Raw genomic sequence first — 12,755 nt, 5'->3', positions numbered from 1 at the left:
TAGGGCTTACTACAAAATGCCTAGATAATCACAAAATCACTAGGCCCAATTAAGGTACTAATATTATTTGTTTTTGGATCAAGAGATGGTAAAATTACTAAATCAAAAGCAGGCAAACTATCATCACTTAAATTCGGATCATAGCCCATAACATAAGCACCCGAAAAACCGGCATAAGACAAGTTATTTCGATAAACAAAGAAAGCGGCAGTATCACCCGATCCATTTTGATTTTTCAAGGTAGCATTCACCGCTTGAACATTATCAAAGGTATCTTGGAAAATGATCACCTGTTTATTACTAATATTATCTCCCCCCGAACCCAGGTTAGAAACAATAATCCCCTGTAGGGGAACCACTGTTCCTTCTGCGGTAGTGAAACCGGGGAAACCTAAAGAACTAAATAGGAATCGATCATCACCATTTATATTAAATTCGGTGATCACATCAACACCTTCGGTGGGGGCTAAATAATAGTAGGAATTATTCCCCAAATTTCCAATTAAACTATCTGCACCTCCGCCCCCGGCTAAGGTATCATCATCTTCACCCCCAAACAGGGTATCGTTGCCCTCATCTCCAAAGATTAGATCATTACCAATTCCTCCAGATACCGTATCTAAACCATCTCCAGCAAAAATACTATCGTCCCCAAGATCACCCAAAATGGAGTCATTTCCGACACCCCCAAAGACAGAATCATCTCCAATCCCGCCGAAGATTGTATCGGTACCGTCCCCACCATTTGCGAAATCATCTCCATCACCGCCGATAATAGAATCATTCCCGGTTCCACCAAATACGGTATCATTGCTTTCCCCGGCATCAATGCTATCGTTACCTGGGCCACCGAGAACTAAGTCTCGACCGACTCCGGCAAAGATTAAGTCTTCTCCATCCTCTCCATAGAGGGAATCATCTCCGGCATTCCCGGTCAGAGAATCATTACCACTTCCCCCTAACAGGGTATCGTTCCCAATCCCACTAATCAGGATGTCATCGTTATTACCACCGGAGAGTAAATTACTATCATCTCCGGCAATTAGGGTATCATTTCCATCTTCCCCTAACAGGGTATTGCGACCTGCACCGCCATCGAGAGAATCATTGCCTTGACCGCCAAAGAGAGAATCATTGCCGACTTGACCGAGGAGCGTATCATTTCCTTCTTCTCCTTGCAGGACGTCATTTCCTTCTCCCCCTTCAAGGGAATCATTTCCCGTCCCCCCTTCAATAATATCTCGGTTGCCTTCACCCAAAAGGGTATCATTTCCAGCAAATCCTCTGATATATTCACTTAAACCAGTCCCAACAATGAAATCATCTCCATCCGTAGTGTTCGAGATGATGTCATCGACAATGGTGATACTAAAAGCATTCTGGGCTGTAGTTCCAATATTATCAGTTAGAAGGAACAAAAATTGATCTCCTCCTGATACATTCCGAGCGTTATATTGGATGGAACCAATATCAATATTTTGCTGAGTAAAGGCATCTCCGGTATTAATTCGTTGGGGTGTAGAACCTAAAACTTGTAAATTCCCTAAATTGGGTTCTTGGGTGACACGGTAAAAGATTTCATTGGGGGGGTTATCCGGGTCTACCGCAAACAGATTGACGGCGGTAATATTTTGCTGACGATTTTGTAAAACAATAATTCCATTATTAACTAATAATGTCGGGGGAATATTAACAGTGATGATCACTTGAGCCGTGGACGTTAGGCCATAACTGTTTTGAATGGTATAGGCAAAGGTTTCTGGCCCTGTAAAACCAGGGTTAGGCGTGAAGGTAATATTTCCCCCAGCCGTAATTGATGCACTACCATTGGCGATGGTTCCCACGCTCACTAATGTGAGTTGACTTCCCTGGGGATCGGTATCATTTGTGAGTACGTTAAATGTCACAAAACCCTCGGGAGGCCGTTTTACGGCATCATTTTGGGCAATGGGTGGCTGTAAAGGTGGAGTTGTGGGTGTTGGTGGGGTGGTTGGTGTTGGTGGAGTTGTAGGTGTTGGTGTGGTTGGTGTTGGTGGAGTTGTGGGTGTTGGTGTGGTTGGTGTTGGTGGAGTTGTGGGTGTTGGGGTAGTTGGTGTTGGTGGAGTTGTGGGTGTTGGTGGAGTTGTGGGTGTTGGGGTGGTTGGTGTTGGGGTGGGAATCGGAATAATCGTACCAGAAATTGGAGTAAAACTATCGGCGGTGATGGTGTTACTATCCACACCAACTAGAACGGCAATATAATCTCCAGCACTGCCGTTTCTAATAATAGTATTGCCCGCATTTTCAGCACTTTGGCTAATAAATAGGTCACTAAATTGTAACCCTCCAGCTAAACCAATGCGATCGCCCAATTCAAAATCATTAACGACTTGAGCATCTCCTAAATTCGCACCGCCACTTTCGCTAGTCATCACAAAGGTGTCATTTCCTGAGCCTCCGGTCAGGGTATCGACACCTAGACCCCCAAATAGGAAATCATCCCCGGTTTCCCCGGAAAGTTGGTCATCTCCTTCGCCCCCAAATACTACATCATTGCCAATACCGCCAAAAATCGTATCGTTTCCTTGGTTTCCATAGAGGTTATCGGCGCCGTCATTACCAAAAATTAGGTCTTCTTCTCCACCACCATAGATGGTATCGTTACCCGCATCGCCCCAAAGCACATCACTGCCTTTATCCCCAAAAACCAGATCATTGCCCTCGCCGCCCCTAACACTATCTGCTCCTTGGCCTCCATAAAGGCTATCATTACCTAAACCGCCAATAACCGTATCATTACCCAGTTGTCCGAGCCCGGTATCGTCTCCAGCACTGGCATCGAGGACATCATTATCCTTACCGCCATTAAGTTCATCGTTCCCTTCACCTCCGGTGAGGGTATCATTGCCTTCATTTCCGTAGAGGGTATCATTATCTTCATCCCCTCGCAGTTCGTCATTTCCCGCTAAACCAAAGATGGTATCGTTTCCGGCTAAACCATTAATCACATCATTGCCAGAGGAACCTGTAATATAGTCGCTGGTTTCTGTTCCCTTACCAATACCCTCAATAATAATAGGTTGATTCCCCGCCAACACTTGAATAAAAACTTGGGCTGGGGCTGTACCATTGGTAACGGTATAACTAAAACTATCTGTTCCAAAGAATTTGGGGTCGGGAGTGTAGGTAAAAATTCCTGCCCCATTAAATACTAGGGTTCCGTTTGCCGTTGAACTAAACTGATTAACGGTGATACTGGTTCCACTTCCACCCTGAACCGTATCGTTTTCCAGAACATTAAAAAATGTCGCCTGTCCTAAATTAGTTTGAAAAAAGTCATTATTGGCAACTGGGGCTGGACTTGTCCCACCATTATTATTAGAAGAGGTGGGGGTCGGAGGAGTGGTGGGGGATGCTGTTGGGGTCGGAGGAGTGGTTGGGGCTGCGGTCGGGGTCGGAGGAGTGGTTGGGGCTGTTGTTGGGGGAGGTGCTGGGCGATTTTGAGGCACAAAAATGACTGTTCCGTTAGCACCAGGAAGGGTTTCCCCCACTAGCCCAGTAAAACTTTGAAATACACCCGGTATTTCCGTCGGAAATATTAATAGCACTTCCTGAGTATTAATTACTCTGGCACTAACGGTATTAATTACTGCACTTGTCATTTTTTTGTCTCCTCATGAATGAACCCACTCGATCAAATCTACCTTTAACACCCCGACCCAGGATTAATTTATATTATTCCCAGAATAACTGATGATAATAACATCAATCCCCGAAAATTTATTGAATTAATTTCTTGATTTTGAAAACAACATAAATAACCTCATTTTTTATATTATAATTAAGGTTGAATTTAACTTTTTTGGTTGCCTTTTTGAAAGACAATTATCTGAAAGTTTGGTCAAAACTATTCCCTATATTATCTGGGTTTGAAGATAGCGATCAAGGGCTGACTACATGAACTAGGGGTAAAAGGGGGCCGAATTGTTCTTGACCATTAACGGCTAAATCACTGTGACAGAGAATTAAGCGATCGCTCACCCGACTTAACAAATCTACAATAATACGGTGCAATCGTTGTAGATCAGCCGACCTTGTATTTGCTTCTGTCCCTGAATACTCCGGTTGTTCCTTGAGAAATAGAGGCGCTCCCCAGAGAATACTCGCTCCTCCACTCAACCACAAGGGAGATCCCACATCTAACCAAAAGTGCCAAGCATGGGAGGCTCGACTGGCCCGATATTGAAAAATTGTTCCCAAGGTTACGGCCGGAGGTTTAACCCCCAAACTGGATACCGGATAAGGGTTAGCAGAAATCACTCCCTGTCGTAATAACTGAATAAACTGGCCGACTTGTTCCGAGATGATCCCATCGGTTTTCGCCTGTAAACGATTCTGCACCTCCCAATAGTGGAGTGCCGTTTCCATTAACTCGCGTAGTGCAGAGAGTTGATCGTTTCTCAAGCTGCGACCCGTGCCATTACCCAAAAAAAATTGCTGAATCCCTCGATCTAATAACACTACTGGACTGGCTAATAACTGGTTTTGATAGTCTTCCCGTTGAACTTCCAGCCAGTGCAAAATCTGATTATAGGCGACCGTCGCCTGATATCCCAACCGATCCCAACGGGGAAAAGCATTCACAGTCAGTAACCGAGGATTCTCTAAGTCAGGCACAAAACAATGATCAGCTAATAACCCCGCCCGTACTGGGTCGATGGAGAAGCAGGGGGAAAGAGTGTCATGGGTGTAGCGGCTCAGGGTAACGAGCATTTCGGCGATCGCATCTCGATGCACCAGATGACCATTCCCCGGATAGACCAATGCCATTAAGGTTAATAAGCCTCGAACTAGGGAAGAACTAATCAGGGGACGTTGTTCCTGCATCGACTCAACGGCTATTCCTGCATGGTTTAAAATTTCCCGCAGGGTATAACGGGCGATCGCATCTAAACCCGGGCCAATCAGGGCAATTTCATCGGGCCGTACCTGGCCAGTTTTAACCGCGGCGATAATCTGTTCGGCGGTTTGTCGGAGTAAATCGGCCCGTGATACCGTTTGAATTGATTGAATCTGAGTAGAAAATAACAGGGAGTCAGGAAAAGCGATGGCATTCTCCAACACCAAATCTAAAATTGGTTCGGCCAATTGTTTCCCTAAACCCCTAGGTTGGTCTAAGGTTTCTGTACGACATCGCTTTTGTAAATCCAAGAAGGCGATCGGGTCAGCCCCTAACCCCAAACGTACAGCCCCATTTGGATTGTAGGTAAATGCAGCCATTTTTCCCTGCTCCAGAAAGAACTCAAACAAGTTACGGGTTAGGACGGGATATTCGTCCACGTCGTCGGCTAAAACTACCGGATATCGACGCAGTAGGTGTTTTTGATAGGTAGGATGATGCAGCAGGTGTTGACCATAGAGATCGGCAATCATCCCATAGGTGAGTAACCCCCGCTCTAAGCACCATTCCCGCCATTGTTGTAGCCATTCTCCTATCTGTTTGTAGGGGGTTTCGATGTCGCCGAGAAATCCCTTTTCTAAAATCTGGGGAATGGCATCTATTGACGTAACACTCAAGGCCGCTAGTTGCAGAATATCCAGAATTTGGCGCACCATCCGGTTAAGGCTAATCCCTGGACGTCTGAGGGGACTGATTTCCAGATCATGACTCCAAAGCCGGAGGGCAAGTTCTTGTTCGGTTTCGGGGCGTAAGCGCAGGGGAAATTGGGCTTTTAACCCTAACTTTTCGACTAATAGGGGCCAAAACAAAATTACTTCGTCTTGAAAAAACCCTAAAGGGGTTGTGGAATAAAAGGAATATTGTCCCTGGGGGGTAGTGGTTAAACGGTTAACCAGGGCAATGCGATTATCACCATTGGCGGCAAAAATTAAGGTCGTGGTGGCGATAGACTCAGGGTTTAACCTAGGTTTGCGTGGAGGTTGTGGGGGTTGGGGAAGGGTTCCCAGTAGGGGTGTCCACTCACAAAATAATTCGATCAGGCGAGTGGTTTTGCCACTTTGGGAACTTCCGGTAATCCAGAGAGCAGGAGAGAGCACGGCAATCGGTCTAAAATTTGTTAAGATACCCCGTACATTGTACCGATGTTCCACCAGAACGTCTTTAATTAATATTCATTTCACTGATTCTTAAGGGGTCTAAACCATGGCCGCTGCTGATTCTAATGTATTTAAACAATTCTTTGGCAATGCTAATCAATGGTTTCGTGATACACCGGAACGGGCTTTAGATCAAGCTTATGATGCCGCATTGAAAATTCGTTCCCTTGAGAATGAGCATTTTCAAGGTGAAAAAATATCTCCAGAATCCCATCCTGAATATAGCGATCGCGTCCTTTCTTATTTTAATTCTGAACTAAAAAAATATCTCAAAATTATTCAGAATCGCTTAATTGTATTTAATACCAGCCGTTCGGTTTTGGGATGGTCGGAACAAATCAATCCATCATCGGGTATTAACCTGGAATTAGAGCAAAAAGTTACCTCGAATGGATCATTACCTCACGGTAAAATAGTTGAGGCTATTTGTGAAAAACTCGATTATATTGATGCGGTAATTACTCGTTATCAAGCCCCAGAATCCTCAGATTTTTATCTAAATTTAACCCCAAATTCTCCCGAAAAATCTCTATTAACAACACCAACAGAAAATCCTCAAAATTCAATTCTAAATAATGGCTCTGACAACAAAAATTTTTTGAATAGTAACCGTACTCCTAGTTCCATAAAAACGATAAAACCGGGGTTGAGGAACAATAATTCGACTCGGGTTTTACCCCGTTCTTTATTGAGAACATTAGGTCGAATTAAACAGGAACTCAGACCCGGATCGGAGTCGGAAATTATTGCGAGTTATAAGCAAACTCAAGCTAAAACCGTAATTTCTATCAGATTTATTCTGTTGTTGATTTTGATTCCTTTATTGACTCAACAATTAGCTAAAAATTTCTTGGTCGGGCCGATTATAGATGGAATATTTACAAATAAAGAACAAACACCTATTTTTATCAATATCGATCTGGAGGAAGAAGCCTTTATCGAATTAAAACAATATGAAGAACGTCTTAGATTTAAGGCTTTAATTAGTCAAGCTCCTCCCTTAACTTCAGAGAAATTAGATGAAAAACTCAAGGAAAAAGCTAAAGAAATAGCCGAACAATATAAGGGGGATAGTAGTAGCGCGATCAAGAATGTTTTCGCAGATATTATCTCGGTTTTTATGTTCGCTTTTATTTTAGTTTACAACCGTAGCGAGGTAGAGATTCTCAAATCATTTATGGGGGATTTAATTTATGGGTTGAGTGATAGTGCGAAAGCTTTTATTATTATTTTGTCTACGGATATGTTTGTGGGGTTTCATTCGCCCCACGGTTGGGAGGTGATTTTAGAAAGTACCGCCCGACATTTCGGACTTCCTGAAAATCGGGACTTCAATTTTTTGTTTATTGCGACCTTTCCAGTTATCTTAGATGCGGTGTTTAAATATTGGATTTTCCGTTATCTCAACCGCAGTTCTCCTTCTGCTGTTTCTACTTATAAAACCATGAATGAATAACAATTCTGTAGGGACTGTAGGGGCGGGTTCAAGTTAACCTTTAATGCTGATAAATAATCTCCCTAAACCCGCCTCGATCCTATCCCCAAATCCCCGATTAATTGAAGGTTAATGTTGGGTTTGGGCGGGTTGATTATGGTGATCTGTTGATATCAAAAATTTTTACAGAACCCGCCCCTACAATTTAATATTTTACACGGTAGGGATGAATTTTAAATAGTTATTTATGAGGATCAGAAATTGGGTTGGGTTGGTTTTCTTGAGGTAATAATGCTTTTAAAGCTTTGACTTCCTCCTGTAAGAATTTAACCTGTTCTAATAATTGTTGATTACTCTCGGTTAAAACTTTGGTTTGACTACTTAAATAGGGGTCACTTTCCCACCAATTAATCCCTATTTCCCTAGCTTTATCGACGGAAGCAATTAACAAACGAATTCTAATATTCAGGAGTTCGGTGGAACCCACGGAAACGGAAATATCCCCAGCGATGACAATACCCTTATCTAAAACCCTTTCTAAAATATCAGCTAAACTCGATCCTTGGGTCGATGTGGGAACACCCCGTTGTATATTTGATGGACGTTGCTGTGAGTTCATGGTTGAATTAATTCTCCTTGTTTGTTCACCGCAAAGAAACGATTATCCTGCTGTTTCAGATGTCCTTGTTTTAATAAAGAGCGCAATACATTAGTGGTTTGAACTCGATTTAATCCTAACGCTACTTCAATTTCTGAAACCCTGGCGCTGGTGGTTTTCTGTAAATATTGATAAACTTGTTCTTCAATTTCTAAGGAGTTATTTTCGGTTAATTGGGTTTCTGATGGGGGTAAAAAACTGTTAGTTGATGTGTCACCATCGGTTAATACGGTTTTGATCACTTTTTCTAATTTATTCTGAGCTTCTGTTAGGGATAGGTTGGTACGGGATAATAAAATATCGGCACAAACTTTAATAAAATCCTGATTATTTTCCTGAATAGAAATATCATGTTCATGACAGATTTTGGCAATAATCAATCCGGGTCTTAATCCCGATGCTTTATCAATATGGGGTCGGGCAGCTTTACCATTTTGAACGGGTTTAATTTCTTTTTTTTGGGTGGTTATTTCTAAATAAATTTTGACTATTTCAATAATGTTTTTGGCATCTTCGGGGGAAATTCCGATTTTTTGAATTAAAATTTCCTGCTGGGTTTCGTCATCTGGTTCGGGCATATCAATAGTAATTAACCGATCTAATAACGCATCTTGAGTCCCATAAACTCCACAATATTCTTCGGGGTTTGAGGTAAAAATAGCTCTAAAATGGGGGTTAACTCGAATATATTCTGAACGGCTATTATTCGGAGGCAGCACTAATAATTTTTCTTCTAAAGCAGACAGTAAAACGTTATTCACCTCTGGACGGGAACGGTTAAACTCATCATAAACCAGGGTAAATCCTTCTTTACACGCCAAGGTCAGACGAGAATCAATCCAATTTTGTCGTAATTCATCTTCTAATTTAACAACACTATGAATAAAATTATCAACAACTTTCTTGCGAGTATAGCCTAGTTGGTTGCCAATTAAATCGGAGGATTTGAGTTCATCATCCCCAAAAATTAAAACGATGGGACGGTTTAATAAATCGGCTAAGTGCATCGCCAGGGTGGTTTTTCCGGTTCCGGCTGGCCCCCGTAAGTGCAGAGAAAAGCCACTCTGAAGATACCTCAAGGCTCTAATTGTAAGTTGTTCAATGGTTGGAGTATTAACAAAGCCTTTAGGACGAGCTTGAAGCACGGTAGTCATATTTTTAATGGCGTTATTTAGCTAAAATACTGCCGAGTTAGGGATTAGCGGCAGGTTTAATTTAATGTTATATCAGGGAACCGAGAATGGAGGATAAACCTACAAACCTAGGATTTCTTAACAGGAATATAAACGCGATGGAATAGAGCGTTGCGGGGTAATCGCTTTTCGCGGTTTTCGGTGGGAACTCCCCCAAACTGTCTGTTGAAGTTTGAGGTGATAGTCTTGTAGTTCGGCGCGAAATACCCCTAAATCCTCAAATAACTTCTGAACAGCGTCTTTTCTTTCCGTCCGACTCTGTTGGAGTTGTTGTTGTAATTGTGCGGCCATTTGCTGGTGCAGAATATCTAACTCCCCTAAATATTCTTCGACTTCCCGATATAGGGTTTGACGAAAAATAGCTAAGTCCTCAAGTAAAGTTTCCCTAGCTTCTAGGCGCTGTTTCTGATAATTGGCTAACAGATCCGTTACCCGATGTTCTAGGTCTTCCCGAAATTCAGATAATTGCTGATGCAGTTGGGCTGCGACCTGTGAGCGTTCTTCGATGGTTTGCTGCAAAAACTCACCCACTTCCTGGGATAATTGCTGGATAAAGTTTTCCAGTTGTTCTCGCTGTTGCTGGGCTACCCACAAACGCTCGGTGCTGATGTTTGTTAATAATTCTTGGGTTTGTTGTTGTACACCCGTGACAAACCCCTGTCGAGATTCTTGATCATCTAAAGCCTGATTTTGGCGCTCTTGTTGCCAGAGGGATAGGGTGGTTTGAACTTGCTGTTGCCGTTCTTGAACTCCCTGTTGGCGTCCGATACGATCCTGTTGCCACTTGTCTTTTAAAGCCATAATTTTTTTGAAACCCTCGTGTCAGTGGGTTGTGCATTTCTGGGCATTGGGTATGGGCAGTGAATTGCGTTGACTATACTTACACCCTGAATTATTAATGGGTAAAACTTTATCCCAAACCATAATGAGTGAAGCGTTCTGCTTTTTTTGCTCCATACCCGTTGCCTATTCCATCAATCTTAGACCGAAGGAACAGCCGCCTGTGCGGTTAAACCAACGGCTTCTGCGTACTTGAGATAGGTTTCAACAGAAGCGATCACGATTCTTGCTTCTATGGATAGAAGCTCGATTCCAACGAGGGAAACCCGTACCCAAGCGTCAATCACAATGCCTTTATCTAAGATCCGATCGATAACTTCGGCCAGACTGGAGGATGAGTTTACTTTTTCAACGGCCATGAGTCTATTACTCCTTTTTGGTGGAAAGAACTGGGTATATGCTTATAGAGTTCTTTAGGCTAATCATACCCCGAAAGTTGCCAATTTTGATGTTTGTTTGTTACTTATTTTTACAATTTCTCAATCTTTATTTATCCCTGGGGTTGATCCAGGGTCGCAGGTTGAGGCACTCCGGGGTTAACGGTGGGTTGGGGTTTAATAGAATGTCGGTGGGAACTCCCCCAAACTGTCTGTTGAAGTTTGAGGTGATAGTCTTGTAGTTCGGCGCGAAATACCCCTAAATCCTCAAATAACTTCTGAACAGCGTCTTTTCTTTCCGTCCGACTCTGTTGGAGTTGTTGTTGTAATTGTGCGGCCATTTGCTGGTGCAGAATATCTAACTCCCCTAAATATTCTTCGACTTCCCGATATAGGGTTTGACGAAAAATAGCTAAGTCCTCAAGTAAAGTTTCCCTAGCTTCTAGGCGCTGTTTCTGATAATTGGCTAACAGATCCGTTACCCGATGTTCTAGGTCTTCCCGAAATTCAGATAATTGCTGATGCAGTTGGGCTGCGACCTGTGAGCGTTCTTCGATGGTTTGCTGCAAAAACTCACCCACTTCCTGGGATAATTGCTGGATAAAGTTTTCCAGTTGTTCTCGCTGTTGCTGGGCTACCCACAAACGCTCGGTGCTGATGTTTGTTAATAATTCTTGGGTTTGTTGTTGTACACCCGTGACAAACCCCTGTCGAGATTCTTGATCATCTAAAGCCTGATTTTGGCGCTCTTGTTGCCAGAGGGATAGGGTGGTTTGAACTTGCTGTTGCCGTTCTTGAACTCCCTGTTGGCGTCCGATACGATCCTGTTGCCACTTGTCTTTTAAAGCCATAATTTTTTTGAAACCCTCGTGTCAGTGGGTTGTGCATTTCTGGGCATTGGGTATGGGCAGTGAATTGCGTTGACTATACTTACACCCTGAATTATTAATGGGTAAAACTTTATCCCAAACCATAATGAGTGAAGCGTTCTGCTTTTTTTGCTCCATACCCGTTGCCTATTCCATCAATCTTAGACCGAAGGAACAGCCGCCTGTGCGGTTAAACCAACGGCTTCTGCGTACTTGAGATAGGTTTCAACAGAAGCGATCACGATTCTTGCTTCTATGGATAGAAGCTCGATTCCAACGAGGGAAACCCGTACCCAAGCGTCAATCACAATGCCTTTATCTAAGATCCGATCGATAACTTCGGCCAGACTGGAGGATGAGTTTACTTTTTCAACGGCCATGAGTCTATTACTCCTTTTTGGTGGAAAGAACTGGGTGTATGCTTATAGAGTTCTTTAGGCTAATCATACCCCGAAAGTTGCTAATTTTGATGCTTGTTTGTTACTTATTTTTACAATTTCTCAATCTTTATTTATCCCTGGGGTTGATCCAGGGTCGCAGGTTGAGGCACTCCGGGGTTAACGGTGGGTTGGGGTTTAATAGGATGTCGGTGGGAACTCCCCCAAACTGTCTGTTGAAGTTTGAGGTGATAGTCTTGTAGTTCGGCGCGAAATACCCCTAAATCCTCAAATAACTTCTGAACAGCGTCTTTTCTTTCCGTCCGACTCTGTTGGAGTTGTTGTTGTAATTGTGCGGCCATTTGCTGGTGCAGAATATCTAACTCCCCTAAATATTCTTCGACTTCCCGATATAGGGTTTGACGAAAAATAGCTAAGTCCTCAAGTAAAGTTTCCCTAGCTTCTAGGCGCTGTTTCTGATAATTGGCTAACAGATCCGTTACCCGATGTTCTAGGTCTTCCCGAAATTCAGATAATTGCTGATGCAGTTGGGCTGCGACCTGTGAGCGTTCTTCGATGGTTTGCTGCAAAAACTCACCCACTTCCTGGGATAATTGCTGGATAAAGTTTTCCAGTTGTTCTCGCTGTTGCTGGGCTACCCACAAACGCTCGGTGCTGATGTTTGTTAATAATTCTTGGGTTTGTTGTTGTACACCCGTGACAAACCCCTGTCGAGATTCTTGATCATCTAAAGCCTGATTTTGGCGCTCTTGTTGCCAGAGGGATAGGGTGGTTTGAACTTGCTGTTGCCGTTCTTGAACTCCCTGTTGGCGTCCGATACGATCCTGTTGCCACTTGTCTTTTAAAGCCATAATTTTTTTGAAACCCTCGTGTCAGTGGGTTGTGCATT

At 43.2% G+C, this 12,755-nt stretch carries 10 protein-coding genes; 1 reads left to right on the top strand and 9 read right to left on the bottom strand.

What is annotated here, in order from left to right:
- Window positions 1–20: 20 nt before the first annotated feature.
- Both NMG88_RS06225 and NMG88_RS06220 read right to left on the bottom strand, forming a co-directional pair.
- The gene (locus NMG88_RS06225; RefSeq protein ID WP_254035215.1) at window positions 21–3,641 is read right to left on the bottom strand and encodes an Ig-like domain-containing protein; all 3,621 of its coding nucleotides are present in this window, start codon (window positions 3,639–3,641) and stop codon (window positions 21–23) included.
- 280 nt (window positions 3,642–3,921) lie between these two features.
- Complete coding sequence (locus tag NMG88_RS06220; protein ID WP_042157187.1) at window positions 3,922–6,042, bottom strand: hypothetical protein; 2,121 nt, start codon at window positions 6,040–6,042, stop codon at window positions 3,922–3,924.
- 100 nt (window positions 6,043–6,142) lie between these two features.
- On the opposite strand from NMG88_RS06220, the gene NMG88_RS06215 reads away from it, so the two are divergent.
- Window positions 6,143–7,552, top strand: coding sequence for a proton extrusion protein PcxA (locus tag NMG88_RS06215; RefSeq protein ID WP_227350265.1), 1,410 nt, complete (start codon window positions 6,143–6,145; stop codon window positions 7,550–7,552).
- A 220-nt stretch (window positions 7,553–7,772) separates the two neighbouring features.
- Here the strand turns inward: NMG88_RS06215 and NMG88_RS06210 are convergent, their stop codons facing one another.
- The 7 genes from NMG88_RS06210 to gvpC (NMG88_RS06180) form a co-directional block, all read right to left on the bottom strand.
- The gene (locus NMG88_RS06210; RefSeq protein WP_042152742.1) at window positions 7,773–8,150 is read right to left on the bottom strand and encodes a gas vesicle protein; all 378 of its coding nucleotides are present in this window, start codon (window positions 8,148–8,150) and stop codon (window positions 7,773–7,775) included.
- On the bottom strand, window positions 8,147–9,343 hold the full coding sequence (gene gvpN, locus NMG88_RS06205; RefSeq protein WP_026797284.1) for a gas vesicle protein GvpN: 1,197 nt from the start codon (window positions 9,341–9,343) through the stop codon (window positions 8,147–8,149). Before gvpN ends, NMG88_RS06210 begins: the two co-directional genes overlap by 4 nt.
- Window positions 9,344–9,460: 117 nt before the next feature.
- Window positions 9,461–10,183: a gas vesicle protein GvpC gene (gvpC, locus tag NMG88_RS06200; RefSeq protein ID WP_227350262.1), complete on the bottom strand. Its 723-nt coding sequence runs from the start codon at window positions 10,181–10,183 to the stop codon at window positions 9,461–9,463.
- 179 nt (window positions 10,184–10,362) lie between these two features.
- Complete coding sequence (gvpA, locus tag NMG88_RS06195) at window positions 10,363–10,581, bottom strand: gas vesicle structural protein GvpA (RefSeq protein ID WP_026789190.1); 219 nt, start codon at window positions 10,579–10,581, stop codon at window positions 10,363–10,365.
- Between the two features lie 131 nt (window positions 10,582–10,712).
- Complete coding sequence (gene gvpC, locus NMG88_RS06190) at window positions 10,713–11,450, bottom strand: gas vesicle protein GvpC (protein ID WP_254032297.1); 738 nt, start codon at window positions 11,448–11,450, stop codon at window positions 10,713–10,715.
- A gap of 179 nt (window positions 11,451–11,629) precedes the next feature.
- Window positions 11,630–11,848: a gas vesicle structural protein GvpA gene (gene gvpA, locus NMG88_RS06185; protein ID WP_026789190.1), complete on the bottom strand. Its 219-nt coding sequence runs from the start codon at window positions 11,846–11,848 to the stop codon at window positions 11,630–11,632.
- 131 nt (window positions 11,849–11,979) lie between these two features.
- Window positions 11,980–12,717 carry a gas vesicle protein GvpC gene (gene gvpC / locus NMG88_RS06180; RefSeq protein WP_254035214.1) on the bottom strand — a complete coding sequence of 246 codons (738 nt, stop codon included), beginning with the start codon at window positions 12,715–12,717 and terminating at the stop codon, window positions 11,980–11,982.
- Between the last annotated feature and the right edge of the window lie 38 nt (window positions 12,718–12,755).

The sequence above is a fragment of the Planktothrix agardhii genome, assembly GCF_904830935.1.
Classification (GTDB): Bacteria; Cyanobacteriota; Cyanobacteriia; order Cyanobacteriales; family Microcoleaceae; genus Planktothrix; species Planktothrix agardhii.
Note: the sequence above shows the minus strand (reverse complement) of the source record. Positions and strands in the feature narration are given on the sequence as shown.

Coding starts and splice junctions, on each gene's coding strand:
- NMG88_RS06225 (WP_254035215.1), bottom strand. CDS start 3,641: ATGACAAGTGCAGTAATTAATACCGTTAGTGCCAGAGTAATTAATACT.
- NMG88_RS06215 (WP_227350265.1), top strand. CDS start 6,143: ATGGCCGCTGCTGATTCTAATGTATTTAAACAATTCTTTGGCAATGCT.
- NMG88_RS06210 (WP_042152742.1), bottom strand. CDS start 8,150: ATGAACTCACAGCAACGTCCATCAAATATACAACGGGGTGTTCCCACA.
- gvpN (WP_026797284.1), bottom strand. CDS start 9,343: ATGACTACCGTGCTTCAAGCTCGTCCTAAAGGCTTTGTTAATACTCCA.
- gvpC (WP_227350262.1), bottom strand. CDS start 10,183: ATGGCTTTAAAAGACAAGTGGCAACAGGATCGTATCGGACGCCAACAG.
- gvpA (WP_026789190.1), bottom strand. CDS start 10,581: ATGGCCGTTGAAAAAGTAAACTCATCCTCCAGTCTGGCCGAAGTTATC.
- gvpC (WP_254032297.1), bottom strand. CDS start 11,450: ATGGCTTTAAAAGACAAGTGGCAACAGGATCGTATCGGACGCCAACAG.
- gvpA (WP_026789190.1), bottom strand. CDS start 11,848: ATGGCCGTTGAAAAAGTAAACTCATCCTCCAGTCTGGCCGAAGTTATC.
- gvpC (WP_254035214.1), bottom strand. CDS start 12,717: ATGGCTTTAAAAGACAAGTGGCAACAGGATCGTATCGGACGCCAACAG.